The organism is Paenibacillus sp. MMS18-CY102 (genome assembly GCF_009789195.1).
Taxonomy (GTDB): domain Bacteria; phylum Bacillota; class Bacilli; order Paenibacillales; family Paenibacillaceae; genus Paenibacillus_T.
The window spans coordinates 16,077-33,180 of record NZ_WSTC01000003.1; the positions used below are offsets into that span (position 1 = coordinate 16,077).

The following is a 17,104-nucleotide window of genomic DNA, read 5'->3' on the forward strand; positions in this document are numbered from 1 at the left end:
CCTAAAATCATACACATAAATGTAAACTATAACCAATAGATTATACTTATTACACCAATTAATTAAGGTGATAGTCGATTTCAGTCGTAAAAAATAAAATATATTCATAAATTCGATAATATTCTTTATGGTGCGTATTTTATTTAATAAATATATAATTAATGCAATATTTTAACAGAAGTGAAATTAAAAAAGGCCGCCGAATTCATGCTCGGCAGCCTGCATAATCCGCTATCATTTCAATGCTTCGTAATAATCTGGTCAATAATCCCGTATTGCAGTGCCTCATCAGCCGACATATACGTATCACGGTCCATATCCTGCTCGACGCGTTCCAGCGGTTGCCCCGTTCGCTCGACCGTGATTCGATTAAGCTTCTCCCGAATGCCTACAATCCGCTTGGCGGTAATGGCAATATCGCTCGCCTGCCCTTGCGCGCCGCCATGCGGCTGATGAATCATCACTTCGCTGTTTGGGAGCGCGAACCGTTTTCCTTTCGTGCCCGACAGCAGCAAAATCGCCGCAAACGAAGCCGCCATCCCCGCGCAGATCGTCTGCACATCCGGCTTAATGTAATGCATCGTATCCAAAATCGCGAACCCCGCCGACGTCGAGCCACCCGGGCTGTTGATATAGAAGTGAATGTCCTTCTCCGGATCCTCCGCCGCCAAGAACAGCAGCTGCGCTGTAATCACGTTGGCGACCTGATCGTCAATCGCAGAGCCCAAGAACACAATCCGGTCCTTCAGCAACCGGGAATAAATATCGTACGACCGCTCTCCGCGATTCGTCTGCTCGACTACATAAGGAACGATAGAAGACATAGGATCCCCTCACTTTTGCTCAAAATGTCATTACGAGGCTAGCCGCATTACACTGCCGCTCCAGCTTTCCGCCAGCAAATCGCTGCCGTTATAAACGGTTCCGCCCGCTACATAGAAGCTGCCCACTCGGCCATTCGCCTGCGCAGCATCATGCAATTCATACATCGCATGCATTTCGCCGACGGCAACAGCTTCCGCTTGCAAAACATTCGCTGCCGCGCGAACTGGCGGCGCCAGCCGAATGCCCTGCACCGCAGGCAACACGTCCTGCGATTCCCCTGCATTGAGCAGCAGCAGCAGCCCCTGCACGTTCTGGCTTCGGAACGCATCCAAATAAGCATAGACGAGCTGCTCATCCACCTCGCGCCTTCCAAACTTGCTTCCCGCTCTCTGCTTAAGCAAATTCGCTCTAGCCCGGTGAAGGCCGGCTTTGACAGCGCCCTCTGTCATATCGAGCAGCGCCCCTGTCTCGGCAGCAGTAAATTGCAAAGCAGACATGAGCAGCATAATCGTCCGCTGGAGGGGAGTCAGCTCCGCGACAATTCGCTCCATTGCCTCATGAAGAGCACTGGCCTGAGGCGCTGAAAGCTCCTCCGCCTTTATTCGCTCGACGAGCTCGCCGGTCAGCTCTTGGCATGCAACGCTTTTGCGGCGGCAACGATCCGTCCATGCATTCGCAGCAATCCGGTATAGGTACGAGCTAGTCACCGTGCTGCCGTTCCCTAACGCATTTCGCTGAAGCGTTGTCCACACCTTCATCCATGTAATCTGCGCTAGATCCTCCGCATCCCACGATGACCCCGCCAGTTTGCGGCAAAACCGCTTTAACTGATGATGATGGCTCGCATAGAGCGATGCCACCCGATCCTGCCCTTCTCCCGACTTTGCCGCATGCCGAACGTCTCCGCTCATGCTGCACCTCCTGCTTGCTTTAATGTTTCTCTCCCACCTGTATAACGAAACTTAGGGTGCGAAAGGATACGGACATTGTTTACTTTTTTTGTATTATCACGTTATAATGAATTCATTAAATGAAACTGAGTTTTATACAATGAAATACGAGGAGCAATTTTGATATGGCATACAACTATTTGGGTCTTGATCATGTTCAGCTTGCAGCACCAGTGGGATGCGAAGATGAAGCTCGCCATTTTTTCCATACGGTTCTGGGATGGGCAGAGGTGCCGAAACCCGAGCCATTAAAAAAGCGTGGCGGCGTTTGGTTCCAATGCGGCGCACACCAAGTCCACATCGGCGTGCAGCAACCGTTCGTTCCTGCAACCAAGGCACACCCTGCCTTCCATGTGCAAAATCTTGAACAATTACGAAGCAACCTGCTTCAATATGGTATTCCTATTATAGATGATGAAGCACGGGCAGACGAAGGTGCCATTCGATTTTATGTGAACGACCCGTTCGGCAATCGGTTGGAGTTTTTGGAGTGGACAGCTTAATGCCACGTGTCGCAAGTATGCCGACTTTCGCGCTAACGGACCGAGGGGACGTTATTTAGGCAAAATCAGCCCTTAAAAAAATGTAACGGACCCAGCAGCCGTTATTTGGCGTGAATGAGCCATAAACCTGCAGTATTTCGGGAAATAACGGCCCTCAGGTCCGTTAAAATTACGAACGCCCGCAAATTCGCCATTTAGAGGCTGTACGGTCCGTTAGCGTTCCAGCAACCGCGCGCATCCACTCTATTGCCTACTGAACCCGCTGCTTCCGCTGCCATTTCCCGCTTTAGCGCACAGTTTCCTGCCCTATTCGTTCCCTTTTTGCGTATCCTCCCCATTAGGGCAGATAAATCTACCCTATTGCCCATTCCTTATTGCCTGTTTGCTCACCGTTCCGCCACTTTCGATCACATTGTTAATATTTCCGTCTCCGTCTATGCGCCCAAAACCTGCTATAATAGAAACCGCGTGTCGAAACGGCACGAAATCCGAGCCCTCCAAGCGAACAAGCTGGCAGCGGCAAGGTAGAGGTTCGCGAACTTCCCTCTCTAAAAAACTAAGCATAAAGGAGAATGACAATATGGCAGGAAGACAACATGAGGAATTGGGCGACCTAACGCTCCTCGGCAACCAAGGAACCAAATACCCGTTCGAATACGCGCCAGGCGTACTGGAGACGTTCGACAACAAGCATCCGTATCGCGATTATATGGTGAAATTCAACTGTCCGGAGTTTACGAGCCTATGCCCGATCACTGGCCAACCGGACTTCGCGACGATTTATATTAGCTACATTCCCGATATCAAAATGGTAGAGAGCAAGTCGCTCAAGCTGTACCTGTTCAGCTTCCGCAACCATGGCGATTTTCACGAGGATTGCATGAACATCATCATGAACGACCTCATTGCCCTCATGGACCCTCGGTACATCGAGGTGTGGGGCAAATTTACGCCACGCGGCGGCATCTCAATCGACCCATACTGCAACTACGGCAAGCCGGGCACCAAATACGAGCAAGTGGCGGAGCAGCGCTTGTTCCAGCATGACATGTACCCGGAGAAAGTCGATAACCGTTAACCGTCAGCAGTCATCGGATCGTTTTTGACGCGAACGAAGATACCCCCTTTCGAGAGCATTCGGAGGAACCGCTCAGGTTATCCGTTGCCCCGCTTGGGGTTATTTCGTGTGCGGTTTAATATGCCCAAGCAATACGTAGTGTTATTGTAAAAGGGGCCAACTGGGAACCTATCTGCTTTTATGCGATAATGATAGAACTTGATTAAGACAGAAGCTTGAACCGCTTCTAGGAGGAATCGAATCGATGAAATGGATGCACAAACGGCTTACCCGCTGGGCAATCGCCCTCGTGGCCTTATATGCGATCTTGTTTTTGCTGCCGATGCCCTATTACTTGTACCAACCCGGCACGGTGGAGCCGCTGTCCGCAGCGGTGAGCGTAGCCGATGGCAAGAAGGATAGCAAAGGCACCTTCAATCTCACGACTGTGCTATCCGTTCGCGCCAACAACGTCGCGACAGTCCTCTACGGCCTGTTCGCCAAGGATACAGAGCTACGTAAAGCGTCCGATGTGAAGGGCAATCTTAGCGATGCGGAGTATATGCGTGTGCTTGATCATATGTGGTCCTCCTCCCAACAAACCTCTGTTGCCGCGGCGATGGGCGAAGCTGGCCTAACCGTCGAACCAACCGTCACGGGCCAGTTTCTGCGCATGCTGCAGCCGGGCTCCGATGCACAAGGCGTGCTTGAGATTGGGGATGTCCTGATAAAGGTGGATGATCTTGCTGTGAAGGAGCTTTCTGCGGTTATCGACTATTTAGGCAGCAGCAAAAAGGTCGGGGATACCGTAACGCTCACCTATCTGCGTGATGGCGAGCAGCATGCCGGCCAAGTGAAGCTCATTGGAATCGACGGTTCGAATCAGCCCGGCATTGGTGCCGTGTTCGAGCCCGAGTATGCCATCTCCTCCTCGCGAAGCATAACGTTCGCCGAGTCAGAGATCGGCGGCCCTTCTGCCGGGCTTATGTTTTCGCTCGAAATTCTCGACCAGCTGCTGCCGGAGGACTTGACGCATGGGCTGAAAATAGCGGGCACAGGCACGATTGACCTTAACGGCAGAGTTGGGCAAATCGGGGGCATGCGGGATAAAATCGTCGCCGCGCATAAGGCGGGCGTTGATCTGTTCTTCTGTCCGAAGGATACGGATGCGTCCAGCACGAACGCGCAGGATGCAATTGATGAAGCTTCGAAACGCGGCTATACGCTGCGCATCGTGCCTGTCGCGACTTTGAAGGAAGCCGTCGATTACTTGCACAACTGGAAAGCCTAGGAGGATACCGCGATGCCGCAGCCACCTGAAGATACGGCGCATGAGCATGATTTTATGAAGCTGGCGATCAATCCCTCCCCCGGCAGCGGCGAGCTCGCCGTTCTGTTCAGCGGGGAAGGCCGCCCACATCCGCTGCATACGATTGGCCCCGCCATTCATGAATATGTTCTCGTCCACACCGTGCTCTCCGGGCGTGGCGTTTATGAAGTTAGCGGGCGGACCTATCCTTGCCATGCAGGCGATTCGTTCGTCATCTTCCCCGGGGAGCTGTTCTCTTATCAAGCCGATGGACGCGACCCTTGGCATTATGTATGGGTTAGCTTTGTCGGCACGGCGAGCACGCTGCTGCTTGCCAATGTCGGCGTAACGCCGGAGCGCCCGGTTATCACAGGCAGCAGCCTTCCCGATATCCGCATGCTCTACCGCTCCTTGCAGGACAGCCTGACTCCCGCAGGAGACGCACCGCTCGCCGATCTCGAGTCGGCTGGCTGGCTTCGCCTGCTGCTCGGCTGCTTTGGCCGGGCGAACGGGGGAGCTAGGCGGCAGGCATCGCCGGACGACACCGCTGCGATCGACCGACAGATCGAGCAAGCGATCCGGTTTATGTCGCTCCATTACACGCAGCTGGTGTCGATTGACGAGCTGTCCCGCACCCTTGGCTATCATCGCACGCATTTGAGCCGCATGTTCAAGCGAACGACAGGCATGTCACCCAAGCAATACTTGATGGCAATCCGGCTCGAACGCGCCCAAACGCTGCTGGCCAACACAGCAATGGCGATCGACCAAGTAGCTTCGGCGGCCGGGTTTAACGACCCGCTTTATTTTTCGAAGAAGTTCAGAAGCGCCACTGGCTATTCGCCTTCGGATTATCGGAAGAGAGCGCTGGGCGTGCTGCATGATGAAACACAATAAGGGTTGTCCCAGTAGCCATGACGGCTGAGGGACAACCCTGTTTTTGCGCTGCAGCGGTTGGTGTTGTGTATGTGTGCAGGCTGCAGCGGTGTACGTCGTATAGCAACATGCGGTGTATCGCAGTTGTACACATTTGATACAATTGAAAGAACCGTCCTAAAAGTCTTTTGGAAATGACTTTCGGGACAGCACCCTTTTATTATTTCATCCCGGATAACCGATTAATAAGAGTCGGGAGCTGAAATAAATCATCACTAATTGCATCCGGTCCCGTATAGGAATGATCTTTGCTTTTCAGAATCGTATACATGCCAAGCTCCTTCGCCGGCATTATATCGGCTTGCATACTATCCCCAATAAATACAGTGTGCGCGCTCGAAGCACCTAATTGATCCAGAGCCATGTGGAATATGGCATGATCATATGATTGAATTGGGAGAATTGGGCGATAAATGCCCGTTTATCTGAAATAAATCGTTCCAAAGAAAACTGCTCATATTGGTAGGTTGCAACATTTATTAAAGATTGGTCTTTATCGACTAAGGTCTGGTCTAAATCGAACAGGACGGTATCAATCGTGTGCAGCATACTAGCCTCCTTACGCGCTAGTTCATTTTCTGAACCGCCCAAATCAAAACATCACTCTCTAGCAGAACACACTCGCCGTTCCGCTCGATTTCGAGTGCGTATGGCTTAACGATCTGTTCGAGAACCGTCCATCCCTCGTAATGCGATTGCAGCTTATGAACCAAACTATCCGTATCAAATAGTAGCTCAAACATCGGGAGAAGCGATTGCTTCGAGGCCATATGCTTTTCTCTAATGTTGGTGCTGATTAGAATGTAGTTGATCCCCTCGTTCTTCGTCCCGTGCACCATGCGTGCCAGCGTTCGATCAAACGCCTCCTCCGAATCCACATGCTCCAACGTAGACACCGCAACGATGTAATCGAACGAATCCGGCTCAATCCGATAACGCCCGATATCCGACTTCACGGGCTGGATCGTGTTTGTCACTCCATATTGCGCTGCGTAATGCGTGAGCTTGGTAATGGCCGAGTCCAGCAAGTCCACACAAACGACTGAGCCCGCCCGATCCGACAGCTTCGATGCTAGAGGAATGCTGTTTCGCCCAACGCCGCTCCCTAGATCAAGGACGTGAACCTCCGGCTTCCCATCAAAATAAGCAAAATGCCGGAGCACCGAAGCGACTGGCTTATGCATCCACGAGCCTTCTGCAAACAACTCCAAATTCTCGTAACATTGGTCGTGATACGCCTTCTCTTGCTTCCTGATCTCGTCAATTGAATTCCGCATAGTGATCACCTAGCCTCTCTCTCGTTTCACTATTTTACTGCTGAAATCCAAAAAATGACATAGCTGCATCCACTTGCGCTTGCTCTGCTTCGTACTCCAGCAGCTTATCCTCCGTACCGAACGCGATATTCGATTTGGAAGGAATGATCAGCAGCGTATCGCCAACCCTGCCATCCGCTGTCCATGCCACTTGCTTATTTAGCTTGATGACGATCGTTGTCCCCGAATGCTTTACGAATGTTTCCTTCGTTTCAAAAGGGCATTTGTTACATGCTTTGCTGCTGTGGACCAGCCCGCTCACTTGATCCATCATCGGTCCAGTCGGGCTCATCCGAAACTCTGGGGCTGTTGGCGTGAAGATCGATATCCCCTGAACCTGCGCCTCTGCCACATCCTGCGAATGTTTCGCGCAGCCTCCCGCCATGGCCAGGCTGACGATAGCCAGACCGATGATGATGTACGATAAAGCTAATCGGCATCGATTCATCTTCCGCCCCCCTATTTCCAATTATTGAACCCCAATATAATATCTAACGCCATACAGGCGATAAGAGTTGCTCCATCTGGAAAAATAAAACAAGCCTGCAGTCCCCCCCTTCAAGGGGTGGACTGCAGGCTTGTTTCGCTTCACATTGGTTTTCCGTTTTCGCTAACTCCCGATCTATTCTGCCCAACTCCGCCGCCGCTTCTGCTTCTCTCTATCTCTTCTCTATACGTTATGCTTAAAACGTTGCCCTACATTCACCGCGCCGACCAACGTCTGCAGGTGCTCCAGATCCAAATCCGTCCAAGCCTCGAACTTGCCTGCCCCACCTACCTCGACAACCGGCACAAAACGAATGCCGTATTTGATCTCCAGCACATCGCGCAGCGCATCGTTGTTATCGACGCTGATGTTCTCATATGCGATGTTGTTCGAATCCAGCAGCGACTTGGCTTGCGCACAATGATGGCAGCCTGTTTTGCTCCATAGGATTACTTTTTGATTCGATGGCATCGAAAAATCCCTCCCACTATTCATATAGCCTACGCTTTAATCGGCTCCGCGCCGCTACCTGCTTCACGCGCTTGCGTGTAACGGTTAGCGGGCTCCGCCAGTCCCAGATTGCCCCGCAGCGTCGCCGATTCGTACTCGGTACGGAACAAGCCGCCAAGTTTCTGCCGTCTTCCGATGATCCGGCTTGGAACACAACCGGCTGCCCTTGCGGCGATCGGCCGATGTTAAGCGGCCCTTGCACGGAGAAGGTTGGCCCTACATGATCGAGCCGATGCATCTTCCCTGGATCGAAGAAGACGCCCGACTCCTTATCCCGTACGAACGCGTCCGCTTCCCACGAATCCCATAGCCCACGCGCCACTTCCAAATATTCAGCCGCAATCTTGTACCGTTCCGGATGGGACGGATGCTGTGCTTTGCTGAAATTTCGGGCAGAGCCTTCGAGCGGGGACGTAACTAGATTCCATCCGCCGCGCCCGTGGGTAATGTGATCGATCGACAGCAGCTGGCGTGCGACCGTAAACGGCTCGCTGTACGACGTGGACACCGTGCCGACGAACCCGATATGGGACGTTACAGCCCCGAGGGCGGACAGGATCGTAATCGGCTCGAATCGGTTTAAGAAATGCGGGATCGATTTCTCGTTAATGTATAAGCCATCCGCAATGAACACAAAATCGAACTTAGCCGCCTCAGCATCCAATGCCTGTTGCTTATAGAAATCAATATTCACGCTGGCATCCGCAACCGCATCGGGGTGGCGCCATGCCGACATATTGCCTGGGACCCCATGGATAATCGTGCCCAGGCGCAGCTGTTTGCGTTTGCCCATCATTACGCCTCCTGCCTTAGGTTAGGCCCACCCGTTCCGAACAGCAGCGCACTCTTGGGCAAGTACAGCCGATAGCTCTTCACCAGATGGTTCCCGTTGTTAAACTCCTTGTCATACGCCCGCTCAAATCCTAGCCGTTCATAGAGCTTAACCGCCGAGGCCATCATATCCGACGTGTGCAAATGCAGCACGTTATAACCACGCTCCAGCGACCGAGCTGCTGTTTCCTTAATAAGCTCCGTCGCAATGCCACGCCCTCTCGCCTTCGGCAATACCGATATATAACGAATGATCGGGCCAAAAATCGCAAGCTCAGCGCGGCCGTACGCACTTTCCGAGCCATCGAACACCTGAGCCGTGCCGACGATTTCGCCATCCCATACTGCTACCAGCCGATCCGTTGGCCCATCGCCCTCTACGGATGCCGAGATTGCCGCACGGTACGGTTCCCACAGCGAAGCAGGTATAGATAACTCATATTGCTCATATGCCCCTAGCATGACCTGCCGCACGATGTCCCGTTCGCCCACAGCGGCATCCCGTACGATAATCCGGTTATTTTGGCTCATAACAATCGCTCCTCTCGAACCTCAACGGTTCTATGGTATGGCTTTATGGCTCTAGGAAATAAGGGCTCCAAATCTCGAAAGTTTGAATTCATCCAGCTCATATGGCGTGGTGCCAGTGAGCGCCAGGTTAGCCAACACTTCGCCAACAGCGCTTGCGAACTTGAAGCCATGGCCGGAAAATCCGCCCGCAATCCACACGTTGCCATGTGCTGGGTGCCGATCGATGATGAACCCCTCATCTGGCGTCAGCTCATATTTGCATACCGCTCCTTGCAATAGCCTCCCTGCGGCCGAAGGCATGTTTTTCTCTAACGCCCGCCGCAAATCGCCTTCATCCTCCGTAAGGCTGCCGAACGGCGCCAACCGTTCACCCGGTTTCCATGCAACTCCACCGTCATGGCGGCCCAGCTTAACGCCAGCGCCATCAATGCTCGGGAAGCCATAGAAGCCTCCATCACGTGTGCCAATCGTAAATCCAGGAAATCGTCCGGCATCGAACCGCCGATCTGAAACCAATGGCTGGAACCACCCGACGGTCTTGCGGACCGCGCGGATCGGCAGATCGATGAACGAAGCGAGCGTTCCAAACCACGCGCCCGCGCTCAAAATAACGCGATCAGCGTGAAAGGCCCCCTTCGACGTCCGCACCGTCACACTGCCGCCCTGCGCTGCTTCGATCCCGGCCGCTTCCGCTCCTGTCACCAGCTTTGCGCCAGCTTGCAGCGCTGCTCGCCGATATGCTGCAACACAGCGTTCGCTTCGCAAATACCCGGCATTGGGCTCATACATCGCCTCGAACCATGCAGGCAGCGACCATCCTGGCCAGCGATAACGAATCTCTTTCGCATTCAGCCGTTCAGCAGCAATGCCGTGCCGGGTGGCATCTTCAGCCCGTTCGCCATACCGGTACACATCCGGATCCGCAACATTGAGCACGCCGGACCGGTACAACAGCTGCTCGCCAGACTGCTCCTCCAGCTCCCGCCAGAGCGCGTCAGCCCGCAGCGCCAGCTTAATATAAGCATCGCCCCCGCTATACGCATGCCGGATCAATCGGGGCTCGCCGTGATGGCTGCCCTCCAGATGCGGCGGATCAAAACGGTCAATCAGCAGCGTTCGCGCACCTTGGGACGCCAAGTGATAGCCCGCGCTCATCCCCATCGAGCCTGCGCCGACGACGATTACGTCGTAACCGGAGCCGCCGGTCATGCAGGCAAGCCGTCCGCCGCAGCTGCTGATTGGACTCCCTCGCCTGCATGGAGCTGCTGCAGCGCTGCCGCTGCCAGCTCTGCCAAGTAAGTTGCCGTCGGCAGCAGCGCCGATTCATCCACGTCGAACGCCGGATGATGCCACTCCTGCGGGCCCGACGTCCCGACGAAGACGAATACGCCCGGCACATGCCGCTGATAGAAGGCGAAGTCTTCGCCAGCAAGCGAAGGCTTCGGCACGACGGCCGTTAATCCCGTACGCTCCGCAACCGAGCTTGCAAGCGCCGCAAGCGCTGCATCGTTACGCACGGCTGGCGGCCCCAAAATCCAGCGCACGCTCGCTTTGGTCCCGAATGCTGCAGCGACGCCATGCACAACCTCCTGCAGCCGCTCTTTCACCCGCACGCGCACGTCTTCCTCGTACGTGCGCAGCGTACCGTCGAAGATCGCTTTATCCGGGATAACGTTCCATGACGTGCCCGTGTTAAGCCGCGTCACGCTGACGACCGCACTATCCAGCGGGCTCACATTGCGGCTGACAATCGTCTGAAGCGCCGTAATGATATGCGCGGACGCGACGACCGGATCGATGCCCGCTTCCGGCACGGCCGCATGCGTGCCTAAACCCGTAACTTCGACGAGAAAGCCATCCGCCGCCGCCATCAGCGGCCCTTCCTTAATGCCAACCGTTCCAACCGGCAGGTCCGGCTTGTTATGAAGGCCGAATATCGCCTGCACATCGTTCAGCGCGCCGCTCTCAATCACTTGCCTTGCGCCTGTCGCCTTCTCCTCCGCCGGCTGGAATATAATCCGAACCGTGCCCGGAAGCGAAGCCTCCCGCTCCTTTAGCAGCAGCGCTGCGCCAATGGCAGACGCCGTGTGAAAATCATGCCCGCAAGCATGCATCTTGCCATCGGCCGACGAAGCATACGGCAACCCGGTCGCCTCTTGAATCGGCAGCGCATCGATATCAGCCCGTAGCGCCACGATCGGTCCGGCGTTCACGCCGCCAATCTCAGCAATAAGCCCCGTCTGCAGCCCGTACTCGCCAATGCGGATGCCGGCAGCTTCGAGCTGGCTACGGATATAGGCGGTCGTCTCGAATTCCTCATTCGATAGCTCGGGATGGCGATGCAAATGCCTTCGGCTATCGATTAATCGCTGCTCAAGCTCCGGCGCCTTCACCTTATGCTCCGTCATTGCGCCGCCACCTCCGTAAACGCTTCGCGCAGCAGCTCGAATGACCGCAGCCTTTTGCCAAAATCGCGAACCGCCGTCGTCACAACAAACTCCCCTACGCCATAACGTTCCTTCGCTTCAAGCAGCTGTCGGCGTACGGAGTCCTTCGTCCCGCGAATGATCTCGGCAGGCTTCTCCTCGACCGTGAACTTCTCATTCGTCTGGCGGCCGAACTCCTCCGCTTGCTCCAGCGTGCCAACCGTCAGCGTACGCCCGCTCTCCAGGTGCAGCTTAACGATCTTATACTCGCCGGCCAGCGTATTCGCTTCCTCTTCCGTGTCCGCCACGATGAGCGACAGTGCCAGTATCGGCTGCGGCTCTACGCCCTGTGACCGGTCGAAGTTCGCCCGATACGTATCGAGCGCTTCCTTCGCTATCGCTTCATCGTTATTGATAAACAGGGAGAAGACGTACGGATAAGCCAATTCAGCCGCGATCTGCGCACTGGCCACGCTTGCCCCCAGCAAATACAGCGCTGCTGGATTCGCCACAATCGGCGCAGCGCGAAGGCCTGCCAACGGATGTCCCTCCTCCAGCGTGTTGTTCAGAAACTTCGCCAGCTCCTTCACCTTATCGCCAAGGTCGCGAGGGCCGGAGTCGCCGCCGCCCGTCTGCTGGAGCGCGCGCGTCGACCGCGGCAGACCGCCCGGCGCACGCCCGATGCCCAGATCGACGCGCCCTGGCGCAAGCGATGCGAGCACGTTAAAATTTTCCGCTACTTTATAAGGGCTATAATGCTGCAGCATAACGCCGCCTGATCCGATACGGATCGTCGACGTGCGTGCAAGCAAATAGGAAATTAACACCTCAGGGGATGAGCCAGCGACCTGATTGGAATCATGATGCTCCGACACCCAGAATCGCGCATAACCGAGCTTCTCTGCGCATTGCGCCAGCTCAACCGTGCGCTGCAGCGCCTCTACTCCCGTCTCTCCTTCGTAGATTGGGCTTTGGTCAAGAATGCTTAATCGAACAGCCGTCATTACTGTCGCTCCTTTCGTTGTCATGCAATTAAATGGAATAGCTCCATTCCTGCGAATACCGTTTGAGAAATTGCCGTGTCCGCTCTTCCTTCGGCGAACCGAATAACTCCTCCGGCTTGCCCTCCTCTACGATGACGCCTCCATCCATAAATACGACATGGTTCGCGACATCGCGGGCGAAGCCCATCTCATGCGTAACCACAATCATCGTAATGCCTTCCCTTGCGATGCAGCGGATAACTTCAAGCACCTCGCCTACCAGCTCAGGATCTAGCGCCGACGTCGGCTCATCGAACAGCAGCACCTCGGGATTAAGCGCAAGTGCACGGGCGATGCCTACCCGCTGCTGTTGGCCGCCAGACAAGCTGCTTGGATAAGCGTCCAGCTTGTTGGCTAGCCCTACCTTCTCCAGCACTTCAAGGCTAATGCGGCGCGCCTCATCCTTCGGCAGCTTGCGCACGATGACAAGGCCCTCCATCACGTTCTCAAGCACCGTTTTGTGCTTAAACAAGTTATAGTTCTGAAACACCATCGCCGTTCGCAGGCGCAAGGCGTGAATATCCTTCTTCGTTGCTTTCTCCGCATCGAGCTTATATTCGCCAATGGCGATCTGCCCTTCCGCTGGGCGCTCGAGGTAATTGATGCAGCGCAGCAGCGTCGTCTTGCCGGAGCCGCTCGGGCCAAGAATAGCGACGACCTCGCCCTTCTCAACCGTCAGGTCGATGCCTCGGAGCACCTCTTGTTTGCCGTACGATTTGCGTATCGCCGATAATCGAATCATGCTACGCCTCCTCTGTTATAAAGGGATATCCGCTTCTCCAGCACGCCCGTCAATTTCTCGATCAGCAGCGTAAGTGCCCAATAGAGAATCGCCGCCGCAATGAACGCCTCAAAATATTTCCAGTTCGTCATCGCCACAATATTCGCTTCGCCCAATACTTCGATGACGGGCACGGTGAACGCCACCGTTGAACCATGCAGCATGCCAATCAATGAATTCGACAGGTTCGGCAAGCTAACGGCCAGCGCCTGCGGGAATACGATGCGGCGAATCGCCTGCATCCGCGCCATCCCAACGGATAGCGCCGCTTCCAGCTGCCCACGGTCGACAGCCAGCATGCCCGATCGAACGATCTCAGACATGTAAGCCCCTGCCGTTAGTGAGAAGGCAATTAAAACAAACACGATAATCGGGATTTGCACCGAGGTGAACGCCCAGCCAAAGTAAGCCGACAGGCGGTCAATCAGGTTGGGAAGCCCGAAATAAATAAGGAACAAATGCATCAGCATCGGCGTTCCCCGGATAAACTTGACGTAGAACGCTGCGATCGGGTGCAGAAACGGTACGCGATAGATGCGCAGCAGCGCGGTTGCTGTTCCGATGAGAAAGCCCAGCAGCACCGAGACAGCCGTTATGAGCAGCGTCGTCGGAAGCGCCGATAGCAGCTTCCAGAATGCTTCTGCAATAAACGCGGGATCGATCGTCATCTTCCTTCACCGCCTTCCGATAATGGCCTGCGCTCATTCCGCAAGCGGTCCGATTTTCCTAGCGGAATGCCGAATTCATCGAAGGTTGGGGCTGGTCCCGCTAACGGGCGGCCGTCTTCGCCAATTTGCCGCTGATAACCAGGAAGCCGTTGGACAAGCACGCTTGCCGTCTCCCACCATCTGGACAAGAATGCCGGCTTAGGCGGCTCTCCCCAACTGTTCTGCTGCCGTGGCTCATGGCGCAACAGCCGCCGCTCCGCAAGGCCGAACAAGCTTTCGAGCACCATGCTGACAGCGAAGTAAATGGCCGACAACGCAATATACACCTCGATAAAATGCTGCGTCGCCTGCCCGAGCGTCTGCGACTTGCCCGTCATCTCCATGACGCCAAGCGAGAAAGCGAGCGAAGTATCTTTTAGATTCGCGATTACGATATTGGCAACGACCGGCAGCGAGACGGCGACCGCCTGCGGCAAAATGATGCGGACGAACGATTGGTAGCCCGTCATGCCAATCGCAAGCGCCGCCTCGGCCTGCCCGCGATCGACAGCAGCGACGCCCGCCCGAACCGTTTCGGAAATAAACGCCCCCGCATGCAGGCCATAGGTCAGAATGACGAAGGCGAGCACAGGAACCTTGGAGACGTCGGCTCCGACACCTTTAAGCAGCTCCGGCAATCCGTAGTAGATCAGAAACAGCTGAATCAGAATCGGCGTTCCCCGGAAAAAGGACACATATACCCGAGACACCGTTCTAAGCACCGGCACATTGTACATGCGGGGCAACGCGATGAGGAAGCCGACGAGGAAGCCGAGCAGCATAGAGGCCGCCACGATAAACAGCGTAATCTCCAAGTAGCCTAGCAGCTTCGGAATGAATTGCCACAAATAATGAATGTCGAACCTTCTGCCCATCGCGCGCCCCTTCTTTCCACGTTAGCGTATGAATCTATTTGCTTTCAGCAAGCCCTTTAGTGTAATCCGCGCCTAGCCATTGCAGGCTCAGCTTAGACAACGTGCCATCCGCCTTCACTTCGCGAATCGCTTCATCTAATTGGTCCGCCAGCTCTTGGCTATCTTTGCGAAGCACGAACAATACGTCGGATTGAATGAGCGGCTCGCCCACCGTTTTGAGCGCTTCCTTGCCATCGGCGTCCGTATGGAACCGCAGGGCGAAGTCCGTTGAGAGCGTCGCGTCGATACGCCCGCTTTCGATTTGCTGCACAAGATCGTTCGAACCGTTGCTGCTGAACACTAGATCGAAAGCATCGCTATGCTCTTCCTTATACTTCTTCAAGAAATACGCCTGGTTGCTCGTAGGGCTCACTTGGATCTTCTTGCCCTTCAGGTCCTCGATCGACTTCACATCATTGTTCTTGGCACTAACTGCAACCTTCGAGAGGAAAATGCTATAAGGCTCTTTATTAAACAGGAACTTCGCTTCCCGCTCCGGGTTTTTCTCCATTTGGTGCGCGATGACGTCAATCTTGCTCGTCTCTAAGCTGAGCAGCAGGTTTGAGAAGTCCATCGTCTTGAGTTCAAATTCGTAGCCATCCAGCCGTTTATCCAGCTCACGGATAAGCTCGACGTCATAACCCGTCAGCTTGCCGCTGTCATCGATGAAGCATACGCCGGGGAACTGCGTTCCCGTGCCAACGACGATTTTCTTCACTTCTTTGGCCCCGCCTGCATCAGTAGCAGATGCGCTAGCTTTTTCCGCTGGCTTGTTGTCCGAACCGCAAGCGGTAAAGACGAGCGTAAATACAAGCAGTGCTGCGATTACGAGTGAATGTTTAACTGGTTTCCGTTTCATAATGAACCCCTCCGTCGTGGATGCAACCACATATCTATAATTTTAATTCATATAATCCTTAGTGATTAAGTATGATTTATATTTACACTGTACCATCGCTGAATGCCTCGCGGTTATTGATCGCTTCTATACATGGATTGATTGTTTCGATAAGCAAGTGTCGCGCCCGATATCGAGCAGTTGCCTTGCGAGCTCCACGCTTTCGCCTTTTCGGGTCAGGACACAGGTACGAAGCGTCAAAATGCCGAGCGACCGAATAGCGATTGGCACCAGCTTCCCAGCTTCCACTTCCGCCCGTACGATAAGCTCGGGCAGAAACCCGATGCCAAGCCCCGAAGCGATAAGCTTTTTGGCCGTCTCCATATTGTCGATCTCATACGCGATAACAGGTGGGCGCTCCAGCGAATCGAATAACCGGTGAATCTTCATCCAATCGAGCGAGCCGCATTCGAAGAATAGGAAAGGTTCCAGCGCCGCCTCCTCCATCGTCACCTCCTGCTGCTTCGCAAAAGGATGGTCCGGATGAACGAACAAACGGATGTGATCCTCATAAAACAGGTTCGTATCCATCAGCGGATGTGTCGTGCCGCGCACTAAGCCGATATCCAGTTCCCGATTTTCCATATGATGAATGATGGCATCCGTTGAAGCCGTGACCAGTTTCACATGCAGCTCAGGATAGGCTTGCTTAAGCTGTGGCAGCACCAGCGGAAGCAAGTAATTGGCCGCCGTCACCGTACAGCCGATCCGAAGCTCACGTACATCGCCCGCCTTGCGCTGATGCAGATGCTGCTTGCCTTTTTTGTACGATTGAATAATTTGCTGGGCGAATGGAAGAAACTGCTTGCCTTGCTCCGTCAGTGAAAACTGTTTGCCTTCCCTCTCGAACAACTTCGCATCCAGCTCCCGCTCCAACGATTGAATCCGTGCGGTAACAGATGGTTGGGACAGAAACAGTGCATCCGCCGCTTTATTAAAGCTATTAAAATGGATCACATAGACGAAAGCTTCGATATTCTCAATGTTCATAACGATCCCCTTCCTCCTTGTGCAGGCCCAATCCAGCCCTTAGGATATAAAAAAAAAGCACGACATTGCTCGCTTGCGCTGCACTGTCGG

At 54.3% G+C, this 17,104-nt stretch carries 20 protein-coding genes, 2 pseudogenes and 1 riboswitch; of the genes and pseudogenes, 4 read left to right on the forward strand and 18 right to left on the reverse strand.

From position 1 onward, the window contains the following. Positions 1-239: 239 nt before the first annotated feature. Positions 240-824 carry an ATP-dependent Clp endopeptidase proteolytic subunit ClpP gene (gene clpP / locus GON22_RS02745; protein ID WP_160394604.1) on the reverse strand — a complete coding sequence of 195 codons (585 nt, stop codon included), beginning with the start codon at positions 822-824 and terminating at the stop codon, positions 240-242. Positions 825-854: 30 nt separating this feature from the next. Next, positions 855-1,736, reverse strand: coding sequence for an RNA polymerase sigma factor (locus GON22_RS02750; protein ID WP_160394605.1), 882 nt, complete (start codon positions 1,734-1,736; stop codon positions 855-857). A 164-nt stretch (positions 1,737-1,900) separates the two neighbouring features. On the opposite strand from GON22_RS02750, the gene GON22_RS02755 reads away from it, so the two are divergent. The 4 genes from GON22_RS02755 (at position 1,901) to GON22_RS02770 (ending at position 5,541) form a co-directional block, all read left to right on the forward strand. Further along, complete coding sequence (locus GON22_RS02755; protein ID WP_160394606.1) at positions 1,901-2,278, forward strand: VOC family protein; 378 nt, start codon at positions 1,901-1,903, stop codon at positions 2,276-2,278. A 521-nt stretch (positions 2,279-2,799) separates the two neighbouring features. Beyond that, a riboswitch (PreQ1 riboswitch) is annotated at positions 2,800-2,844 on the forward strand. A gap of 14 nt (positions 2,845-2,858) precedes the next feature. Then, on the forward strand, positions 2,859-3,356 hold the full coding sequence (gene queF / locus GON22_RS02760) for a preQ(1) synthase (RefSeq protein ID WP_006037732.1): 498 nt from the start codon (positions 2,859-2,861) through the stop codon (positions 3,354-3,356). 244 nt (positions 3,357-3,600) lie between these two features. After that, positions 3,601-4,626 (forward strand): SepM family pheromone-processing serine protease, encoded by a 1,026-nt coding sequence (locus GON22_RS02765; RefSeq protein WP_160394607.1) that lies wholly within the window; start codon positions 3,601-3,603, stop codon positions 4,624-4,626. 12 nt (positions 4,627-4,638) lie between these two features. Next, positions 4,639-5,541 carry an AraC family transcriptional regulator gene (locus tag GON22_RS02770; protein WP_160394608.1) on the forward strand — a complete coding sequence of 301 codons (903 nt, stop codon included), beginning with the start codon at positions 4,639-4,641 and terminating at the stop codon, positions 5,539-5,541. A 199-nt stretch (positions 5,542-5,740) separates the two neighbouring features. Here the strand turns inward: GON22_RS02770 and GON22_RS02775 are convergent, their stop codons facing one another. The 16 genes and pseudogenes from GON22_RS02775 to GON22_RS02840 all read right to left on the reverse strand — a co-directional run bounded on the left by GON22_RS02775 (position 5,741) and on the right by GON22_RS02840 (position 17,014). Further along, positions 5,741-5,887 (reverse strand): hypothetical protein, encoded by a 147-nt coding sequence (locus GON22_RS02775; protein ID WP_237178985.1) that lies wholly within the window; start codon positions 5,885-5,887, stop codon positions 5,741-5,743. Between the two features lie 6 nt (positions 5,888-5,893). Beyond that, positions 5,894-5,944 (reverse strand): annotated as a pseudogene (locus GON22_RS26665) (hypothetical protein); the annotation flags it as partial. Beyond that, a complete protein-coding gene (locus tag GON22_RS25650; protein ID WP_202113070.1) occupies positions 5,926-6,129 on the reverse strand; it encodes a hypothetical protein in 204 nt (67 codons plus the stop codon). The pseudogene GON22_RS26665 and the gene GON22_RS25650, both read right to left, overlap by 19 nt. Positions 6,130-6,146: 17 nt before the next feature. Then, entirely contained in the window at positions 6,147-6,857 is a 711-nt protein-coding gene (locus GON22_RS02780) for a class I SAM-dependent methyltransferase (RefSeq protein ID WP_160394610.1), read from the reverse strand. 34 nt (positions 6,858-6,891) lie between these two features. Continuing rightward, on the reverse strand, positions 6,892-7,344 hold the full coding sequence (locus GON22_RS02785; RefSeq protein ID WP_160394611.1) for a hypothetical protein: 453 nt from the start codon (positions 7,342-7,344) through the stop codon (positions 6,892-6,894). A gap of 222 nt (positions 7,345-7,566) precedes the next feature. After that, entirely contained in the window at positions 7,567-7,854 is a 288-nt protein-coding gene (locus GON22_RS02790) for a glutaredoxin family protein (RefSeq protein ID WP_160394612.1), read from the reverse strand. Between the two features lie 148 nt (positions 7,855-8,002). Continuing rightward, a pseudogene (locus GON22_RS02795) lies at positions 8,003-8,686 on the reverse strand (NtaA/DmoA family FMN-dependent monooxygenase); the annotation flags it as partial. 2 nt (positions 8,687-8,688) lie between these two features. Then, positions 8,689-9,255, reverse strand: coding sequence for a GNAT family N-acetyltransferase (locus GON22_RS02800; RefSeq protein WP_160394613.1), 567 nt, complete (start codon positions 9,253-9,255; stop codon positions 8,689-8,691). A 51-nt stretch (positions 9,256-9,306) separates the two neighbouring features. Then, positions 9,307-10,464: an N-methyl-L-tryptophan oxidase gene (solA, locus tag GON22_RS02805; RefSeq protein WP_160394614.1), complete on the reverse strand. Its 1,158-nt coding sequence runs from the start codon at positions 10,462-10,464 to the stop codon at positions 9,307-9,309. Next, complete coding sequence (locus GON22_RS02810) at positions 10,461-11,663, reverse strand: amidohydrolase (RefSeq protein WP_160394615.1); 1,203 nt, start codon at positions 11,661-11,663, stop codon at positions 10,461-10,463. Before GON22_RS02810 ends, solA begins: the two co-directional genes overlap by 4 nt. Continuing rightward, positions 11,660-12,685, reverse strand: a complete 1,026-nt coding sequence (locus GON22_RS02815) for an LLM class flavin-dependent oxidoreductase (protein ID WP_160394616.1) — start codon at positions 12,683-12,685, stop codon at positions 11,660-11,662. Before GON22_RS02815 ends, GON22_RS02810 begins: the two co-directional genes overlap by 4 nt. Before the next feature lie 28 nt (positions 12,686-12,713). Beyond that, complete coding sequence (locus GON22_RS02820; RefSeq protein ID WP_160394617.1) at positions 12,714-13,466, reverse strand: amino acid ABC transporter ATP-binding protein; 753 nt, start codon at positions 13,464-13,466, stop codon at positions 12,714-12,716. Beyond that, the gene (locus GON22_RS02825; protein WP_160394618.1) at positions 13,463-14,173 is read right to left on the reverse strand and encodes an amino acid ABC transporter permease; all 711 of its coding nucleotides are present in this window, start codon (positions 14,171-14,173) and stop codon (positions 13,463-13,465) included. Before GON22_RS02825 ends, GON22_RS02820 begins: the two co-directional genes overlap by 4 nt. Further along, positions 14,170-15,087 carry an amino acid ABC transporter permease gene (locus GON22_RS02830; RefSeq protein WP_160394619.1) on the reverse strand — a complete coding sequence of 306 codons (918 nt, stop codon included), beginning with the start codon at positions 15,085-15,087 and terminating at the stop codon, positions 14,170-14,172. The genes GON22_RS02825 and GON22_RS02830 overlap by 4 nt, the downstream gene beginning before the upstream one ends. 34 nt (positions 15,088-15,121) lie before the next feature. Further along, entirely contained in the window at positions 15,122-15,985 is an 864-nt protein-coding gene (locus GON22_RS02835) for a transporter substrate-binding domain-containing protein (protein ID WP_237178986.1), read from the reverse strand. A 126-nt stretch (positions 15,986-16,111) separates the two neighbouring features. Next, positions 16,112-17,014 (reverse strand): LysR family transcriptional regulator, encoded by a 903-nt coding sequence (locus GON22_RS02840; RefSeq protein WP_160394620.1) that lies wholly within the window; start codon positions 17,012-17,014, stop codon positions 16,112-16,114. Positions 17,015-17,104 lie beyond the last annotated feature (90 nt).

Bases quoted from the DNA above. Each gene is read 5' to 3' on its own strand.
- clpP (WP_160394604.1), bottom strand. From the start codon at position 824: ATGTCTTCTATCGTTCCTTATGTAGTCGAGCAGACGAATCGCGGAGAG.
- GON22_RS02750 (WP_160394605.1), bottom strand. From the start codon at position 1,736: ATGAGCGGAGACGTTCGGCATGCGGCAAAGTCGGGAGAAGGGCAGGAT.
- GON22_RS02755 (WP_160394606.1), top strand. From the start codon at position 1,901: ATGGCATACAACTATTTGGGTCTTGATCATGTTCAGCTTGCAGCACCA.
- queF (WP_006037732.1), top strand. From the start codon at position 2,859: ATGGCAGGAAGACAACATGAGGAATTGGGCGACCTAACGCTCCTCGGC.
- GON22_RS02765 (WP_160394607.1), top strand. From the start codon at position 3,601: ATGAAATGGATGCACAAACGGCTTACCCGCTGGGCAATCGCCCTCGTG.
- GON22_RS02770 (WP_160394608.1), top strand. From the start codon at position 4,639: ATGCCGCAGCCACCTGAAGATACGGCGCATGAGCATGATTTTATGAAG.
- GON22_RS02775 (WP_237178985.1), bottom strand. From the start codon at position 5,887: ATGCAAGCCGATATAATGCCGGCGAAGGAGCTTGGCATGTATACGATT.
- GON22_RS25650 (WP_202113070.1), bottom strand. From the start codon at position 6,129: ATGCTGCACACGATTGATACCGTCCTGTTCGATTTAGACCAGACCTTA.
- GON22_RS02780 (WP_160394610.1), bottom strand. From the start codon at position 6,857: ATGCGGAATTCAATTGACGAGATCAGGAAGCAAGAGAAGGCGTATCAC.
- GON22_RS02785 (WP_160394611.1), bottom strand. From the start codon at position 7,344: ATGAATCGATGCCGATTAGCTTTATCGTACATCATCATCGGTCTGGCT.
- GON22_RS02790 (WP_160394612.1), bottom strand. From the start codon at position 7,854: ATGCCATCGAATCAAAAAGTAATCCTATGGAGCAAAACAGGCTGCCAT.
- GON22_RS02800 (WP_160394613.1), bottom strand. From the start codon at position 9,255: ATGAGCCAAAATAACCGGATTATCGTACGGGATGCCGCTGTGGGCGAA.
- solA (WP_160394614.1), bottom strand. From the start codon at position 10,464: ATGACCGGCGGCTCCGGTTACGACGTAATCGTCGTCGGCGCAGGCTCG.
- GON22_RS02810 (WP_160394615.1), bottom strand. From the start codon at position 11,663: ATGACGGAGCATAAGGTGAAGGCGCCGGAGCTTGAGCAGCGATTAATC.
- GON22_RS02815 (WP_160394616.1), bottom strand. From the start codon at position 12,685: ATGACGGCTGTTCGATTAAGCATTCTTGACCAAAGCCCAATCTACGAA.
- GON22_RS02820 (WP_160394617.1), bottom strand. From the start codon at position 13,466: ATGATTCGATTATCGGCGATACGCAAATCGTACGGCAAACAAGAGGTG.
- GON22_RS02825 (WP_160394618.1), bottom strand. From the start codon at position 14,173: ATGACGATCGATCCCGCGTTTATTGCAGAAGCATTCTGGAAGCTGCTA.
- GON22_RS02830 (WP_160394619.1), bottom strand. From the start codon at position 15,087: ATGGGCAGAAGGTTCGACATTCATTATTTGTGGCAATTCATTCCGAAG.
- GON22_RS02835 (WP_237178986.1), bottom strand. From the start codon at position 15,985: ATGAAACGGAAACCAGTTAAACATTCACTCGTAATCGCAGCACTGCTT.
- GON22_RS02840 (WP_160394620.1), bottom strand. From the start codon at position 17,014: ATGAACATTGAGAATATCGAAGCTTTCGTCTATGTGATCCATTTTAAT.